Below are 17,215 nucleotides of genomic sequence, written 5' to 3'. Positions count from 1 at the left end.
ATTATTATCTTTTCAAAGATGTACCCTTTGACAAATTTTCCTCGTCAAAACGTTCAATCTTTTCGACCTCAAACTGGACCCCTGCTTTTCTCAACGCATTAGTAACACTCTCAGCTGGCGCTGAAGGATTTGCACCTGACAATCTTAGGATAATCCTGTATGGCTGAGGATTAAAAATCACCTTCTTTATTGACATAGATGATTTTTGACTAAATCTATCTTTATTAGATATTGAACTTTCTTTAATAGTATTCCCAAAATCATTTTCATTTTCTTTTTTATCATCTTTTTCCCTTGATTTGAATTTTTTTATTTCATTTGTTTTATTAGACACATTAGTTGTATTACTTAAAGTTTTTAAATTCTCAGTGCTATCAAAACTATTTTCCAACTTTTCTCCAATCAAGGTATTTGAACATGATTGCAATGGGACAATAGTAACAATTAAAAATATTCTAAGAAAAATCTTCTGAACTAATCTTAAAATTTTCAAAATTTTATTTGGTTTTTATTACCCTTACCTTACTAGCTCTTAATCGTCCTGTTTTTGTTGTAGAAGGCGCTTTTCGAGTACTACTTTTTTTTGATGATAAATCCAAATCTTTCTTAGTTGACTTTGTTGTCTTTTTTGTAGAACTTTTTTTCTTAGATGTTGTTTTCTTACTAGATTTTTTTGCTGCCAATAATTCAATAGCCTCCTCAATAGAGATATCTTCAGCACTTTTCCCGTCTGGGAGAGAGGCATTTACTTTTCCTTGTTTAACATATAAACCATACGGGCCATTAAATAATTGAATGATTTCTTTTTCTCCTTCCGGAATACCAATATCCTTCAAAGCAGTTCTGCCCCCTCTTCCGCGTTTTGGAATAGATAAAAGCTCAAGAGCCCTCTCTAGACTTACTTGAAGGACGTCATCATTACCCTTAATTGAACGATAATCTTTTTCACCATCATTTTTATTCCAAACTACATAAGGGCCAAATCTACCCAAACTTGATTGAACTCTACCTCCCTCTGGATGCTCACCAAGCATACGTGGTAGTTGAATTAATCCAAGGGCTTCCTCAAAAGTTAAATTCTCTGGTTTAAGATTCTTTGGCAATGAAGTTCTTTTTGGATTTGGAGCTTTTTTCAACGATTTATCATCTAGATATTCAAGGGCTTTTTCAATATCAATTTCTTCTTCTTTTATGTTCTCTGGCAACAATATTTGAGCCTTTGATGAATCTTGCTTCAAATAAAGTCCATATTGACTACTTTTGAATAAGCGTAAATTTCCTAGCTTTTTCTTACCTTTCGGGATACCAAGATCTTTCAATTCAACTACTAATCCCCGTTGAACAAAATGACCATATCTACCATTTAATAAATATAAATTCTGTCCACTATCAGGATCAACCCCTAATGATTCAGGACCCTCAGCTTTTTGCTTTAAGATCATTTCTGCAATATCCTCGTCCAAATCCGCAGGAGTAATTTCCTGTGGAAGAGTAGCTGTTATGGGCTTACCATTTTCACCAAGTTGCTTTGACTCAAGATAAGTTCCAAATTTACCCAACCTAACAAGAGACGAAAGCCCCTCCAAGGAAACAGATCGGAATTCGCCTCCATCTATATCTCCTTCTCTTTGTTGGACTTGATTCTCTAAACCAGTATCACCTTTATAAAAGCCCTTGAGATATGGCAGCCAACTCACTTTACCGGTTGAGATCTCATCAAGAGTAGATTCCATTCGGGCCGTAAAGCTAGTATCTACAAGATCAGGAAAATGTTCTTCAAGAAGTGCCGTAACCGCAAATGCTGTAAAGCTTGGAGTCAAAGAATTGTTATTTAAAACTGAATATCCTCGATCTACGATTGTTCCAATAATGCTTGCATACGTTGACGGACGGCCTATCCCTTCTTTCTCTAGTGTTTTAACTAGTGAAGCTTCGCTATATCTAGCGGGAGGCTGGGTCTGGTGCCCCAACGCCTCTACATACTTAGCTGTTGGAGTATCTCCTACCTTTAATTTAGGCAAAAGCACTTCTTGTCCCTCAAGTGCACTTTCAGGATCATCAGTACCTTCAACATAGGCTCTAAAGAAGCCAGGGAAATCTATTCTTTTCCCACTTGCCCTAAAACATACATCCGAAGCTTGTATCTCAACGCCAAGCATTGTCAACCTCGCATCCGCCATCTGACTTGCAACTGTTCGTTTCCAAATCAGTTCATATAAAGAAAGATCTCTTCCTTGTAAGCTTGACTCCTTGGGTGTTTTAAAGCTCTCGCCAGAAGGACGAATTGCTTCATGAGCCTCTTGAGCATTTCTAGTCTTATTGGAAAATTGGCGCGGCTTGTCACTCAAATATTCAGTCCCATACTTTGCTTTTACACAATTTCGTGAGGCGTTAATTGCTTGATCGGAAAGATGAACAGAATCTGTTCTCATATATGTAATAAAACCTCTTTCATACAAACCCTGCGCACATCTCATAGTTTCCCTAGCTGATAATCGAAGTTTTCTATTAGCTTCTTGTTGTAATGTGCTTGTCGTAAAGGGAGGAACTGGTTTACGAATGGAAGGTTTTTCCTCGACATTAATAACTTTCCATGTATCAGTAGTTAATTTTTTAGCAAGCTTCTTAGACTCTTCTTCCTTTAGTAATTTGACTTTTCGACCAGATTTTAATAATCCAGTTGACTCATCAAAATCACTACCGCTAGCAATTCTTTGACCACCAATTGAGGTCATTTTCACCTCAAATTCACAACCTTCTTTTTCTAATTTTGCTTTTAAGTCCCAATAACTTCCGCTTTTAAAAGATCTCCTTGCTCTCTCTCTGAGAACGAGCAATCTTACTGCAACTGATTGAACTCTTCCAGCAGATAAACCCCAAGAAACTTTCTTCCACAAAAGAGGAGATAACGTATAGCCTACTAATCTGTCTAATATCCTCCTTGTTTCTTGCGCATGAACTAATTCCATATCAATTTCTCTTGTTTTCGATAGAGCTTTAGAAATAGCTTCTTTTGTTATCTCATGAAAAACCATCCTCTTTACGGGGATTTTCGGATCAAGCACATTCATCAAATGCCAACTTATACTTTCGCCTTCTCTATCTTCATCAGTAGCAAGCAACAATTCACTGGCACCCTTCAAAGATTGTTTTAATTCCTTTACAATTTTTTTCTTGTCTTTGGGTACCACGTACAAAGGATCAAAATCAGCAGTGGTATTAACTCCAATCGTTGCCCACTTTTCTCCTTTGTGCTTAGCAGGTATCTCAGATGCATTGTTAGGCAAGTCTCTTATGTGCCCCATTGACGCAAGAACTTGAAAATCCTTCGGCAAAAACCCTCTAATAGTCTTTGCCTTTGTGGGACTTTCAACAATTACCAGAGTATGGTCAGTGGGCATCAGCTCAATTTTCCTCCTTCTTATCTAACGTACTGAATAGTAAAATGCATAGCCCAAAATGATAAAAAAGGCATATTTTATAACTTCGCTAGAGTTATAAAATCAGACACTGCTTAAAAACAATACATAAATGGGAGAACTTTTGTCTTTTCAAATATTCATAAATGAGCCTGTAGAGCTTTTAAATCTTTCTTTAAATGCCAAAGCTGTGCTTCCAGAGGCTGCGGTTCTAATGGCAATGCTAGGGACACTTTTGGTTGATTTGGCTGGGGAAAAGATTTCAGCCCGCTGGTCTCCTCCAATTTGTTATGCAGGTCTTTGTGCTGCTTTGATTTTGCTATTAATGCAATGGAATGGAGAAATTCAAGAATCTTTCTTAGGTGCATTTATCGCAGACAATCTTGCTATTGCTTTTAGAGGGGTTATAGCTCTATCAACTCTTATATCTCTTCTAATCAGTTGGAGGTATGCGGATCAGAATGGAAGTCCTATTGGTGAATTTGCAGCAATTTTATTAGCTGCCACTCTTGGAGCAATGCTTTTATGTGGCTCAACTGATTTGGTAAGTGTTTTTGTTTCACTGGAAACACTTTCTGTTGCGAGTTACCTACTTTCTGGATATCTCAAAAGAGATTCAAGAAGCTCAGAAGCAGCTTTGAAATATTTGTTAGTTGGTTCTGCTGCAGCCGCTGTATTTCTATATGGAGCATCCCTACTTTATGGAATCAGTGGAACTACAAATTTAAAAGAAATAGGAATAACGCTACTAAATGCTCCCACACCTTTATCTGCATTAGCACTGGTTTTCGTATTATCTACAGTGGCATTCAAAATTGCAGCAGTTCCTTTTCATCAATGGACACCAGATGTTTACGAAGGTTCTCCCACTCCAGTAGTTGCCTTTTTATCAGTAGGGTCCAAGGCGGCAGGTTTTGCTCTTGCGATAAGGATATTAGTCGGGTGTTTTAGTGCTTTTGACACACAATGGAAATTGCTATTTACTGTTTTAGCTGTTCTAAGTATGTCACTGGGAAATGTTGTTGCGCTAGCTCAAAAATCAATGAAAAGGATGCTCGCTTACAGCTCTATTGGCCAAGCTGGATTTGTAATGATTGGATTAGTTTGCGGCACTGAAGATGGATTTGCCGCGATGGTTCTATATATGGCAGCTTATTTATTTATGAATCTTGGTGCTTTTGCATGCATAATACTTTTCTCAATCAGAACTGGAAGTGATCAAATCTCAGATTATGCAGGCCTTTACCAAAAAGATCCACTCATAACTTTGGGGTTAAGTTTATGCCTTCTTTCTTTGGGAGGCATTCCTCCAATGTTGGGATTCTTCGGGAAGATTTATTTATTTTTTGCTGGATGGGCAGATGGCCAATACTTATTAGTAAGTGTTGGTCTAGTTACTTCTGTTATTTCAATTTACTATTACATCTCTGTTATAAAAATGATGGTAGTGACAGAACCTAAAGAAGCCTCAGATGTTGTAAAAGCATATCCATCAATAGAATGGTCAATTCCTGGAATGTCATCTCTCAAAGTGGCTTTGATTTTTTGCGTTCTAGTAACTGCTATTGGTGGAATCATTTCAAACCCTCTCTTTGATTTTGCTGATAGTGCGGTAAATGGAACTCCATTACTTCGTGAAGCCATTACTCTTGCAAGTAAAAGTTCAATTGGCTAACCAATTAAAATCATTGAAAAAATCTGTAGCGCGTCTAAAGAATGTAAATAAATATTATGGGGAAGGCTCAGTCAAAGTCAAAGCTCTTGACGAACTAAACCTTGAGGTTTATCAGGGCGATTACCTTGCTGTCATGGGTGCAAGTGGATCTGGGAAAAGTACTGCAATGAATATACTTGGATGTCTTGATCGTCCAACCAACGGAACTTATGAATTAAATGGAACAGCAGTAGAAAAACTTGATGATGATTTGTTAGCAGATATTAGAAACAAAGAACTTGGTTTTGTTTTTCAGCAATTTCATCTGCTTCAAGAAGTTTCAGCACTTGAGAATGTCATGCTTCCAATGATTTATGCATGCGTCCCCTTTCTCGAAAGGGAGAGGCGCGCTGAAGAAGCTCTTAATCGTGTTGGGCTTGGAAACAGGATGAGCAATTTGCCTAATCAATTGTCGGGAGGGCAACAACAAAGAGTTGCCATAGCAAGGGCAATAATCAATCAACCATCTTTGTTATTAGCAGACGAGCCAACTGGTGCTCTTGATTCAAAAACTACTGAAGATGTTTTAAATCTTTTTGACCAACTTCATAGTCAAGGGATAACAATTGTCTTAGTTACTCATGAAGATAATGTTGCTCAAAGAGCAAAAAAAATAGCAAGATTTAGAGATGGCAAGGTAACAGAGATTAAACATAATTAACTCAGGTAATTATGTTTAATAGACAAGACTTTCTTTTTATCACCTTTAAAAAGAATCAATCTTCCATTCGAGTCGATACCTTTGATATCCCATCGATATTTTGTTTCTTTTTCAATGTATTTTCTTGACCACAATCTTTGTTCAACCTGACTTGAAAGAAAATTTTTATCATCCAAAAAATCTAAAGATCTTTCTATTGCAAGTAAAACTTCCGATGACCAAAAATTTATATTCATCTTTTTATCTCCAATAATTTGTTTTAGTGAAATCCCCTCTTTAGGAACATTATTGAAAACATTTAAACCTATTCCAACTCTTAATAATCTGAGTTTTCCTCCTCTAAAAGATAATCTAGGTAAGATTCCAGCTAATTTTTTACCATCAACCAATAGATCATTTGGCCATTTTATTTTGACATTCACTCCTATCCTTTCAATCCTTTCAACCAACGCTAATGCCACCGCTAACCCGTAAAGCTGAGAATTATTTTCACAACGATCTTCTCCCTTAATAGCTGCACTAATCCAAACCCCCCCCTTTGGTGCATGCCAAATTCGACCAGCTTGACCTTGACCAAATCTTTGGCAAGAAGAAAATACAGCAATTGACTGATTTTGTTTTACTGGTTTCTCTGCAATCCAATTTGATAGCTCTATTTCTGTACTAGCACAAATAGGTTTAATAATTAATTTCCAAGATCTGGGAGAGGGATTATTTGATTTGTAATATCTATGAATCAAGCCAATCCCCATATCAGCTTTTTGATTATTCATAGTTCAAAAGTAATGTGTTCTAAAAAATTCAAGTATTATCCAACGACTTTTTCATCTCCTCTAATTCAACTTCAACTTCTTGGATTTGTACTGTCTTTACTTCATTTACATCTAAATCAGACGATGGTAAGGCTATTGCCTCAACCCCTGATTTCAACTGAGTTCTCAATATCTCTAATTCATTCTCTATATCATCACCTCCCTCTAATGCTGCAAACTTACTTTCTAGATCCTCTCCAGCCAGCTCTAATGCAGCTTGCCCAGAAGCTTCCAATGCCTCAACTTTATCTTCCATTCGTTCAAAAGCAGCCATAGCAGACTTACTACCTAAATCACCAACTGCACTTTGAATTTGTTGCTGAGCTTTAGCTGCCTGAGCTCTTGCTTTCAGCATATCTTTTTTAGTTCGAGCCTCGGCAATCTTTCTCTCTAATAACAAAAGACTTTTCTTTAATTTTTCAACTTGACCATTTTGTGTTTGGAATTGAGTCGATAAAGATTCAAAAGTTTCCTGAAAAGTTTTTTTTCTACTCAATGCTTCTCTAGCCAGATCATCTTCCCCTTTTTTTAATGCTAATTCAGCTCTAGAAAACCAATTTTTAATTTGTTCTTTTGCTTGATTTGCCTGATTCTCTAATCTCTTTTGACTTGCAATTGCCATAGCGACTGCTTGACGAAGCCTTACCAAGTCTTCTTGCATATCAGCAACAGACTGATCAAGTATTTTTATTGGATCTTCTGCATCGCTAACAAAAGCATTTAGATTGGCCCTTAGCAAGCGACTTAACCTATCAAATAATCCCATTAGGATCTTTTATGCAATCTAAAAAATATTAGCTAGATTTAAGCACTAACTCCTCAATGGTGTCTAATTAAAATTGATTTTAAAAGACTTAAAGCATAAAACAAAAGCAAAAAGAGAGCAATCAATATACGCATGCTTAGAGGAAATCAAGTCTGCATGGGAAGGGAATGTCGGAGGTCTTATTCAAAATTGGGGAGAAATAGCTGGGGAGCAACTCGCATTAAATTGCACACCACTTGTTATCCAAAATAAAGTGTTAACCATTGGAGCAAGTCATCCGCAGTGGAGACAGGCGCTTTTGTACAACCGTTTAGAGTTAATAGAGTCTCTAAAAAAATATGGATATCAAATAAAAGAGATTCGGATTAGACAACACTATCCTAATGACTTAGCTCCTCGAGAGAGTGAAAAAGAAATATGGGAAAAACACCCAAGTAGAACTGACAAGAATGGAATTACCAATTGTCCTTTTTGCAAAGTTCCTTCTCCCAAAGGTGAGGTTAAATTGTGGGGTAAATGTAGTTTTTGTAGAAGAAAAGAATTGATAATAGATTGAGCGGTTAATTTTAGGCTTCAAGTAATAAAATCCCCATTTGTCCCTTTGCTAATGTTTGATATGTTGCTTTCTTAAAGCCAGCCGAAAGTGCTAAATGAATTTGTTTTGCCCCTGAAGGGAAGTTAACTAAGCTTTTTTTTATATATGAATATTCCTTCCCTAATCCAAATAGTGATGCGATTGGGACCACATAAAAACTTAAATAAATTTTTTGGAATAGCCCTTGGATGGAAGGTCCCTCAAAAGATCTAAAATCTAAAATTCCAGCTCTTCCTCCAGGTTTCAAAATTCTTAAAGCCTCTCTAAACCCTTCATAAGAACTAGAAAGATTCCTTAAGCCATAGGCCATTAAAAGACCATCAAATTGATTTGATGGCAAATTTGTTTTAAGAGCGTCACCTTGTATCCATTCAATTGAACAATAGTTTCGTTTAGATCTTCCTTTGGCAATTAACAATGATTGAGAGGATGAATCTATCCCGATAATATTTTCAGAACTCTTCATATATCTAGCCAAAAGTATTGACATGTCTCCAGTTCCACAACAAAGGTCTATCCATTTCTCTCCAAAAGTCGGATTAAGAATATCTAGCAAACTTCTTTTCCAAAACCTATGTAAGCCAAAGCTAAATATATCATTTAAAAAATCATATTTTGAAGAAATTGAATCAAACATTTCCTCTATAGCTTTAGTATTGCCAGGTCTCATATAAATCTAAGAATTATTTCCTCGCACAAGAAATTTAATGTGGAGAGATTTATTTTACATCTTTATAGTGCAAAGATTAATCATTCAATTGGTCTGATAAGTAAATTTTCCTTAATTAAATATTCTTTGATTTCGCTGATAGTTAATTGTCCATCATGTAATAGGGATGCCAATAGAGCAGCTGAAGATTTCCCAAGAGTAAAAGCCTCTTTAATGTGTCTCAAGCAACCAGCTCCTCCTGAAGCGATTACAGGAATTGGAACCATTTCAGAAATAGATTTAGTCAGTTCTATATCATAACCATTTTGAGTTCCGTCACCGTCCATTGAAGTTAATAGGATTTCACCTGCTCCTAGCTCAAATACTTTTTCTGCCCATTCAATCGCATCCAAACCGGTATTGTTACGTCCACCACTCACATAAACGTCCCACTTATTAGGAATATTTTTATTCTTTTTTGCATCTATTGCGACCACAATACATTGAGATCCAAAGCGATTAGCCCCTTGAGAAATCAACGAAGGGTCTCTAACAGCACTGGAATTTAAACTTACTTTGTCAGCTCCTGCTCGTAACAATTCATTTATTCCATTAATAGAACTTATCCCACCTCCAACTGTGAAAGGAATGGTTACCGCCTCGGATGTTCTTCTAACCATATCAACCAAAGTTGATCTTTTCTCGTGAGTGGCTGTTATGTCTAGAAAGACCAATTCATCCGCTCCAGCATTGCTATATCTACATCCCAGCTCAACAGGATCACCTGCATCACGCAATCCAACAAAGTTAACCCCCTTCACTACTCGTCCATTTGAAACATCAAGACAAGGGATCAATCTTAAAGCAACCATGATTTTAAACAGGGGAACTGTTATGGTTGCCCAAACTTAAGCATTTTAATGCCATGGCTAAGCCAACCTCCCTTTCAAGGATAGGTTCAAAAATCAAGATCAATATTGAACGTGTAAGAGATCGCATACCTTCTTATTTGATCAACCAATTATCTGAGGACCCAAGAGGCACTGTAATCGATTATAAGATGACTGATGGTAGAGGTGGTATTGGTGTGGTAATTAAAATGAATAATGGAAGCAAACATTGGTTCTTCGAAGATGAAGTTTCTTAACCCTGAGATAGAAAAGTGAGTGATGCTAGGCAACTCCTTGGAATAAAAGGAGGTTCTGAAACAAAAAACATTTGGAAGCTTCGTTTGCAATTAATGAAGCCAATCACATGGATTCCCTTGTTATGGGGAGTCATATGTGGAGCAGCTGCCAGTGGTAATTTCCACTGGGAATTAAGCAACATTCTTGCTTCGATAAGTTGCATGTTTATGAGCGGGCCACTCTTAACTGGATATACCCAAACAATAAATGATTATTTTGATAGAGAAATCGATGCAATAAATGAACCTAATAGACCAATACCATCAGGGGCGATTTCACTTTTTCAAGTAAAATGTCAAATTTGGATTCTATTAATAGCTGGTCTTGGAGTTGCCTATTTATTAGATTTATGGGCACATCACTCAATTCCTTCCGTCCTTCTTTTGGCATTAGGAGGTTCATTTGTAAGTTTTATTTACTCAGCGCCACCTTTAAAACTTAAACAGAATGGTTGGCTTGGAAATTATGCACTTGGCGCAAGCTACATAGCTCTTCCTTGGTGGGCTGGACAGGCTCTATTTGGACATTTAACGTGGACAACTGCCCTGCTTACTCTTGCCTATAGCTTGTCAGGATTAGGAATTGCAGTAATCAACGATTTTAAAAGCGTGGAAGGGGATAAAAGCCTTGGACTTGAATCACTTCCTGTTGTTTTTGGCATTAAAAATGCAAGTCGTATTAGTGCAGGAATGATAGATATCTTTCAGCTAGCAATGGTAGTAGTTTTAATCGCGATAGGACAACATTTTGCATCTGTCATTCTGGTTTTACTAATAATTCCTCAAATAACATTTCAAGACATCTGGCTATTACGTGATCCGTTAAGCTTTGATGTTAAATATCAAGCAAGCGCACAACCTTTTCTAATATTAGGAATGCTTGTAACTGCAATTGCAATAGGACATAGTTCCTTAATCAGTTTATAAAATTAATTATTAAATCTAAAAATAAGATCAAGCTATTTAAAATTCAGTTTACAGTCCACTAGCTTTTATTGATTTTTTAATTTATTTAAAACAGCAATATAAAAACCATCTCCTTTAATTTCCTCTCCAGGCCAGATCTGTTTTTCATATTCCAATAAAAACTCAGACTTTAATTGAAGAAAGTTTTTTATCTGATTAAAATTTTCTTCAGGATGAATAGTACAAGTGGAATAAACCAACTTCCCACCATTTTTCAATAAAGGAGCCAACGAAATAAGTAGCTGACGTTGAAGTAAAACAAGCTGCCGAATATTATCCTTATTCATCCTCCACCTTGCATCAGGATGGCGAGCAAGAGTACCCAATCCTGAGCATGGGGCATCGATTAATATACGATCAAAAAAACTTTTCCATTCTGGATGTTTGGCTAATAATTCATTGGAATCAGAGACTAATAGTTGCAAACAGTTAATCCCAAGTCTCTCTGAGTTCTCAAATATTTTTTTAGACCTTCGGCTTGATCGATCAACAGACCAAATCTTGCCCTTATTATTAATTAATTCAGCAATATGTGTTGATTTACCACCCGGAGCAGCACAAGCATCAAGGATCCTTTCTCCAGGTAAAGGTCCTAATGATGGAGCAATTAGCTGTGAAGATCTGTCTTGCACGCTCCATTTACCTTCTTCATAACCAGGCCATTTCCTAGGTTCACCTAAACCAGCTTGAACTTCCAATCCGTAAGGACAGTTTGGAATTATTTGATTTTGAATGCCGAAGGAATCAAAAAGTTTTTTCACATCTTTTAAATCTGCACGCAATTTATTCACTCTTATGTCAATAGGACTAATTCTGTTGAATGCCTTAGCAATCTTATTAGCATCTACGACTCCCTTCCAAGAAATCAATTCATCTGCGAACCAAATAGGAAGAGACTCGTTTTTTGCTAATTCTAAAGTCGGATTATTTGATTTAGGTAGTTGAAAGCCTTTCTCTTTTGTTCTAAGAGCAGATCGCAAGATTCCATTAACAACTGGAGCAAGTTTTTTCAAATGATGAGTTTTCGCAAGCTCGACAGTTGTATTGATTGCCGCCGCTGGTGGTATTCGCTTCATTTTCAAAATCTGATAAAGCCCAAGATGCAATAGCCATCTCAATAAAGGAGGTTGTTTTCTAGCCGGTACTTTCCCTAAATAATCAATCCAACAATCTAAAAAATATCTTTGGCGAATTGCACCATAAGAAAGTTCAGTTATTAAGGCTTTATCTATCGATTCAAAGGAATACAGATTAAAAATCCTTTCCAAAGCTACGTCTGCGAATGCACCTCCACCTACTGCTTGGACGACCTCCCAAGCAGCTTTTCTGGCATCTAAGCCTTTTATGGATGAAAGATTTTCACTCAAAAGCAACCATGAAATTAAGATTCAGTCCACATTAAAGTGTTTATCTAATAATCATAACTCGCAGCCCTAGGAAGTCTTTTACTGCAGTGACTTTCAAAGAAAAGTCAGGGCTGTAGGCCAACTCGAAAGGTGTAACATATGTCACTTTCAAAGTATTCTTCGAGAAGTTACATTTGATACAACTTCTTTAATGTGTGAGGACACTATGAAGCTTTTTCAGCGTTTGCTGGTAGCTCCAGCTGCTTTGGGCCTAATGGCTCCACTTGCAGCTAATGCAGATACTGCATTTTCATCAACAACAACTCTTTCTGGTTCAGCTGTTTTCACAACTGGTTCAGTTGCAGATGGCGGAACATCTGATTCAGAAGAAGAACTTTATATGCAGTATGCATATACACTAGATGTTAACTCTAGCTTTACTGGTGAAGATCTTTTCTCTGCAGGTATCGTAGCTGGTAATGCTAGTGGTCCACTTGCAAGCATGGATAGTGCTGAGACAGGTGACCTAGATGTTCAGTCTCTATTTTATGCCTTCCCTGTAGGAGATCTTTCAGTAACTGTTGGACCTTTGGTTGATCAGGATGATGTTGTTGCCGCAACAACCTCTGCTTATTCAGACGCTTTCAGACTAGGCGCAATGCCTTATTCTCTAGCTGGTAACGAAACTGGTCCTGGAGTTGCTGTTGCTTACTCTAATGACAACGGCGTAGTTGCTTCTGTAAGTTTCGTTTCTGTTGGTGGTTCTTCTTCTACAGTAGGAATCGGTGCTGATGATGGCGATGATGTTTCAACTTTTACACTTGGCTATAACGGCGACGGTTTTGGTGGCGGTCTTGTAATCGCTTCTAACGACGGCGAAGGCGGAACAGCTGGATACGACACATTTGGTGGTGGTATCTACTACAGCCCAGAATCAATTGATGCAACATTCAGCGTTGCTTATGACACAACAGATCCAGAAACAGGAGCTGATGCAACTGACTTGTTCGTTGGTGTTGACTATGAAGTTGGTCCTGGAACATTAAGTGCTGCTTACAACTCAACTGATGTTGATGGTAGTGATTCTTTAGATTCAACAGGATTTGAAGTTTCTTACACTTATTCATTGAACGATAACGTTACACTTACTCCAGGTTTCTTCACTGTTGAAGATACAAGTACTGGTGATGACGACACAGGTGTTGTTGTTGAAACTGCATTTAGCTTCTAAATTTAATAGAACCTAAATTCTTTTACTCAAGTAAAAAGCTCTTGCCCAATGGGCAAGAGCTTTTTACTTGGAGATTTATCAAATATTTTAAAAACCACTGATATGTATTTTTTTATATGAAATAAATACCACTATCATCATCAAAGAGCTCCTACTGTTCCATAAGTCATAAGAAATGCCTCTACTACCAAGACGTTTTGAACGAATAAAATCAGTACTTAACAGGAGGTTTTCCGATCTCACCGTATTAATTGAGAATGTTGAAAAGCCTCATAATCTATCAGCGATAATACGAAGTTGTGATGCAGTTGGTGTTCTTGAGGCATATGCAATCTTCAATAAAGAAAAATTTTTAACATTTAATAGTACGGCTCAAGGAAGTCAAAAATGGGTACAAATAAACCAATATAAAGAAACCACTGAGGCAATAAAAGTTCTTAAAAAAAAAGGATTCAAATTGTATGGCACAAACTTAAATCCCACATCAATTGACTATAGAAAATGTAATTTTCAAGGACCAACAGCATTTGTACTAGGTGCCGAAAAATGGGGTATCAGCGAAGAAGCCGCGAGTCTAATGGATGAACATATTCATATCCCAATGAGAGGCATGGTTGAATCTTTAAATGTATCAGTTGCAGCATCTGCTTTATTATTTGAAGCGCTAAGACAACGACAAGTAGCAAATATAGTTCCTGAATCTGGAGAAGGTATGAGCGAAGAAACATACAAAGAAAAGATCTTTGAGTGGGCTTACCCAGAGGTGGCCCAATGGTGTAAAAGCAAAGGTAGAGAATATCCAGAAATTAATGAAAAAGGTGAGATTACTGATGATCTCCCAAGAACAGAAAAAATGAGGTATTAAATTCCAAACCTCAAGTATGATTCAATCCTGCAGACTAGTTTCACTAAGAAATTTCTCTAAGCCCTCTCCAATGAAAGACAGACCCAACACTAAAATAAACATAGCCATGCCAGGATAGATCGCTGTCCACCAGATACCAGTAGGTAATGCAACTAATGCCATATTTAAATCACTTCCCCATTCTGGAATATTCTCAGGAAGACCTAATCCAAGAAATCCCAATCCCCCAAGAACCAATACAGCATCCGCAGCATTAAGTGTTAAGACCACAGGGATAGAAGTAAGGACATTTTTAAGAAGGTACTTTCTTATAACCCACGTAGGGGAAGCTCCCATTGATATAGCTGCCTCTATATAAAGTTCTGATTTAACCTGTGAAGTTTGGTTTCTAACAAGCCGAAAATATTGCGGAATATAAACGACACACAATGCTATAGAAGCATTAAATATGCCTCTCCCCAATAAAAATGCCATCACCACAGAAAGGAGGAGAACAGGAATGGTATAAAGAGTATCCATGAAAAGAACTAAAATCCTATCCAAAAGCCCACCAATATAGCCACTCAAAAGTCCCAAAGGTATTCCTACGAGGACTGCAAAAGAAACGGCAACGAAAACAACCTGTAACGCAACTCCACTCGCAGCCAAAGTTCTAATACAAACATCTCTTCCTAGTCGATCTGTTCCACACCAGTGATGTATGGATGGAGCTGAAAAAATTGGATTTCCTAAACCAAATTCACCATTAGATACAATCTTTAAAGAGATTAATAGTGGCATAAAAATTGAGATGCCTATATATACGAATAGAATTATCAGCCCAGCGAACAATAATCGAGTCGACAAATTCTTTCGTCTTAAAAAACCTCTCAGATTCAATAGTCAAATAATAAGACCTAATTAAATTTAGCGGTAAAAGGTAGAAATTAAAAAAAAAATTGCTTAAATGAATGAATACATACAATTTAAGATGCATTTAAAAAATGATGGTCTCACAGTAGGGGAGCTCTCAATAACAATTGCAGCATTAATAATTATAGGTTTCATATGGACAAACTTAACCAAAGAGAAAGGGAATCAAGAGGTCTCAATGTTTATAAATAATTCAAGTGAGATAAGCCATACAAAACGAACATAGATTATAAAAAATCTATTAATCATTATTTAATTTCAAGACAGCCATAAAAGCCTCTTGGGGAACATCTACTTTCCCCATAGACTTCATTCGTTTTTTCCCTTTTGCCTGTTTCTTCAATAATTTCTTTTTTCTAGAGATATCGCCTCCGTAACATTTGGACAAAACATCTTTTCGTAAGGCACTAATACCTTCACTAGCAATAATTCGACTCCCAATTGAAGCCTGTAAAGGAATCTTAAATTGCTGTTTTGGAATAAGTTCTTTTAATTTCTCGACAAGTCCTTTTCCGACACCATAAGCATTATCTTTATGAACAATTGTCGTTAAAGGATCTGCTCGCTCTGAATTAATTAAAACGTCTAATCTGACTAAATCATTTTCTCTATATCCAATTAAGTGATATTCCATAGAAGCATATCCCTTAGTTCTACTTTTCATCTGATCAAAGAAGTCGGTGACAACTTCTGCTAGAGGTATTTCATAAATAAGAGTGACTCGATCAGTCGTTATGTACTTCATATCAATAAAATCTCCTCTTCTGTCCTGACAAAGTCCCATCAAAGTTCCGTTGTAATCATTAGGAGCATAAATTTCCATTCGGACATAGGGTTCTTCTATAGTTTCACGTTTTTGAGGGTCTGGAAGTGTAGCTGGATTATCGATCATCAAAACTTCTCCATCAGTCATTTTAACTTTATAGATAACTGAAGGTGCAGTAACAATTAAATCCAAATCATATTCTCGTTCTAAACGCTCTTGAACAATTTCCATATGCAGTAAACCTAAGAATCCACAACGAAAGCCAAAGCCCATTGCACTACTTGTTTCAGGTTCATATTTCAACGCAGCATCAGATAGCTGTAATTTGTCTAGAGCTTCTCTTAGATCTGGGTATTGATCTGCATCAGTGGGGAACAACCCGCAAAAAACCATAGGCTTGGCTTCGGTATAGCCTGGTAAAGCTTCATTAGCAGGTCTATCCTGCAACGTGATCGTATCCCCGACCCTTGCATCAGCAACTGCTTTGATTGATGCAGCTAAATATCCAACTTCACCTGCATGAAGAGAATTTACTTTTACTTGATCAGGAGCCATTACACCTATTTCATCTAGCTCATAACTTTTTTTACTAGCCATAAGTAAAACCTTGTCTTTCTTACTTATGCCCCCACTCATGATTCGGAAATAGACAATCACCCCTCTATAAGGGTCGTAATAAGAATCAAAGATAAGTGCTTTTGTAGCTTGATCAACATTATCTTTTGGAGAAGGTATTCTATCTACTACTGCTTGCAATATTTCTGGAATTCCAACCCCTGTTTTGGCAGAACAGGAAATTGCCCTAGATGTATCTAAGCCAATAATTGATTCAATCTCATTTTTGATTTTTTCAGGATCAGCACCAGGTAAATCAACTTTATTGAGAACAGGAATAATTTCTAAATCATTTTCCAAAGCAAGATAGACATTAGCCAAAGTTTGAGCTTCAACTCCTTGACTAGCATCAACAACCAGCAAGGCACCCTCACAAGCCTGCAATGATCGACTCACCTCATAAGAAAAGTCAACATGGCCAGGAGTATCAATCAAATTCAATACATATTCCTCTCCATCATCAGCTTTATAATTCATCCTCGCAGCCTGTAATTTTATAGTTATCCCCCTCTCTCTCTCAAGGTCCATATTGTCCAAAAATTGTTCTTGCATGTCTCTAGAAGAGACAGTGCCAGTGTCCTGAAGAAGCCTATCTGCCAAGGTTGATTTACCATGGTCAATATGAGCAATTATGCAGAAGTTTCTCAGACGAGAAATGGGCACATTAGTCATATGAAAGAAATTAAAGGAGCAAGATCTTCATTTATCAATT

Annotated in this window: 17 protein-coding genes; 8 read left to right on the top strand and 9 right to left on the bottom strand. The window is 37.0% G+C overall.

What is annotated here, in order from left to right; translation table 11 throughout:
- Positions 1-4: 4 nt before the first annotated feature.
- Both AC6EIZ_RS10460 and topA read right to left on the bottom strand, forming a co-directional pair.
- Positions 5-493: a hypothetical protein gene (locus tag AC6EIZ_RS10460; RefSeq protein ID WP_498511056.1), complete on the bottom strand. Its 489-nt coding sequence runs from the start codon at positions 491-493 to the stop codon at positions 5-7.
- Between the two features lie 4 nt (positions 494-497).
- A complete protein-coding gene (topA, locus tag AC6EIZ_RS10455) occupies positions 498-3,401 on the bottom strand; it encodes a type I DNA topoisomerase (RefSeq protein WP_498511054.1) in 2,904 nt (967 codons plus the stop codon).
- 130 nt (positions 3,402-3,531) lie between these two features.
- Here topA and AC6EIZ_RS10450 point away from each other — a divergent pair, with 130 nt between their 5' ends.
- Positions 3,532-5,094 carry an NAD(P)H-quinone oxidoreductase subunit N gene (locus AC6EIZ_RS10450; RefSeq protein ID WP_498511052.1) on the top strand — a complete coding sequence of 521 codons (1,563 nt, stop codon included), beginning with the start codon at positions 3,532-3,534 and terminating at the stop codon, positions 5,092-5,094.
- A 13-nt stretch (positions 5,095-5,107) separates the two neighbouring features.
- Positions 5,108-5,794, top strand: a complete 687-nt coding sequence (locus tag AC6EIZ_RS10445; protein WP_498511050.1) for an ABC transporter ATP-binding protein — start codon at positions 5,108-5,110, stop codon at positions 5,792-5,794.
- Here the strand turns inward: AC6EIZ_RS10445 and AC6EIZ_RS10440 are convergent.
- On the bottom strand, positions 5,791-6,567 hold the full coding sequence (locus AC6EIZ_RS10440; RefSeq protein WP_498511049.1) for a biotin--[acetyl-CoA-carboxylase] ligase: 777 nt from the start codon (positions 6,565-6,567) through the stop codon (positions 5,791-5,793). The two genes, AC6EIZ_RS10445 and AC6EIZ_RS10440, sit on opposite strands and share 4 nt — an antisense overlap.
- 28 nt (positions 6,568-6,595) lie before the next feature.
- Complete coding sequence (locus AC6EIZ_RS10435) at positions 6,596-7,372, bottom strand: PspA/IM30 family protein (protein ID WP_498511047.1); 777 nt, start codon at positions 7,370-7,372, stop codon at positions 6,596-6,598.
- 73 nt (positions 7,373-7,445) lie between these two features.
- On the opposite strand from AC6EIZ_RS10435, the gene AC6EIZ_RS10430 reads away from it, so the two are divergent.
- A complete protein-coding gene (locus AC6EIZ_RS10430; RefSeq protein ID WP_498511045.1) occupies positions 7,446-7,928 on the top strand; it encodes a DciA family protein in 483 nt (160 codons plus the stop codon).
- Between the two features lie 10 nt (positions 7,929-7,938).
- Here the strand turns inward: AC6EIZ_RS10430 and ubiE are convergent, their stop codons facing one another.
- Together ubiE and hisF are read right to left on the bottom strand one after the other, a co-directional pair.
- Positions 7,939-8,637: a bifunctional demethylmenaquinone methyltransferase/2-methoxy-6-polyprenyl-1,4-benzoquinol methylase UbiE gene (gene ubiE / locus AC6EIZ_RS10425; RefSeq protein ID WP_498511044.1), complete on the bottom strand. Its 699-nt coding sequence runs from the start codon at positions 8,635-8,637 to the stop codon at positions 7,939-7,941.
- 80 nt (positions 8,638-8,717) lie between these two features.
- A complete protein-coding gene (gene hisF / locus AC6EIZ_RS10420; protein WP_498511042.1) occupies positions 8,718-9,488 on the bottom strand; it encodes an imidazole glycerol phosphate synthase subunit HisF in 771 nt (256 codons plus the stop codon).
- Positions 9,489-9,541: 53 nt separating this feature from the next.
- On the opposite strand from hisF, the gene petP reads away from it, so the two are divergent.
- Both petP and chlG read left to right on the top strand, forming a co-directional pair.
- The gene (gene petP, locus AC6EIZ_RS10415) at positions 9,542-9,763 is read left to right on the top strand and encodes a cytochrome b6f subunit PetP (RefSeq protein WP_498511040.1); all 222 of its coding nucleotides are present in this window, start codon (positions 9,542-9,544) and stop codon (positions 9,761-9,763) included.
- A 15-nt stretch (positions 9,764-9,778) separates the two neighbouring features.
- Positions 9,779-10,729, top strand: a complete 951-nt coding sequence (chlG, locus tag AC6EIZ_RS10410; protein ID WP_498511039.1) for a chlorophyll synthase ChlG — start codon at positions 9,779-9,781, stop codon at positions 10,727-10,729.
- Positions 10,730-10,794: 65 nt separating this feature from the next.
- Here the strand turns inward: chlG and AC6EIZ_RS10405 are convergent, their stop codons facing one another.
- Complete coding sequence (locus tag AC6EIZ_RS10405) at positions 10,795-12,141, bottom strand: 16S rRNA (cytosine(967)-C(5))-methyltransferase (RefSeq protein WP_498511037.1); 1,347 nt, start codon at positions 12,139-12,141, stop codon at positions 10,795-10,797.
- A gap of 184 nt (positions 12,142-12,325) precedes the next feature.
- Between AC6EIZ_RS10405 and AC6EIZ_RS10400 the strand changes: the two genes are divergently transcribed.
- Positions 12,326-13,345, top strand: coding sequence for a porin (locus AC6EIZ_RS10400; RefSeq protein ID WP_498511035.1), 1,020 nt, complete (start codon positions 12,326-12,328; stop codon positions 13,343-13,345).
- A 175-nt stretch (positions 13,346-13,520) separates the two neighbouring features.
- The gene (trmH, locus tag AC6EIZ_RS10395; RefSeq protein WP_498511034.1) at positions 13,521-14,210 is read left to right on the top strand and encodes a tRNA (guanosine(18)-2'-O)-methyltransferase TrmH; all 690 of its coding nucleotides are present in this window, start codon (positions 13,521-13,523) and stop codon (positions 14,208-14,210) included.
- A gap of 21 nt (positions 14,211-14,231) precedes the next feature.
- On the opposite strand, the gene AC6EIZ_RS10390 is transcribed toward trmH, so the two are convergent.
- Positions 14,232-14,990, bottom strand: a complete 759-nt coding sequence (locus tag AC6EIZ_RS10390; RefSeq protein ID WP_498511032.1) for an ABC transporter permease — start codon at positions 14,988-14,990, stop codon at positions 14,232-14,234.
- A 190-nt stretch (positions 14,991-15,180) separates the two neighbouring features.
- Here AC6EIZ_RS10390 and AC6EIZ_RS10385 point away from each other — a divergent pair, with 190 nt between their 5' ends.
- The gene (locus AC6EIZ_RS10385; protein WP_498511030.1) at positions 15,181-15,348 is read left to right on the top strand and encodes a hypothetical protein; all 168 of its coding nucleotides are present in this window, start codon (positions 15,181-15,183) and stop codon (positions 15,346-15,348) included.
- Between the two features lie 15 nt (positions 15,349-15,363).
- On the opposite strand, the gene lepA is transcribed toward AC6EIZ_RS10385, so the two are convergent.
- Positions 15,364-17,175, bottom strand: a complete 1,812-nt coding sequence (lepA, locus tag AC6EIZ_RS10380; RefSeq protein ID WP_498511028.1) for a translation elongation factor 4 — start codon at positions 17,173-17,175, stop codon at positions 15,364-15,366.
- Positions 17,176-17,215 lie beyond the last annotated feature (40 nt).

This window comes from Prochlorococcus sp. G4PB16, assembly GCF_059772465.1.
The sequence above is the reverse complement of the archived record's forward strand: the minus strand, read 5'-3'. Positions and strand labels throughout refer to the sequence as shown.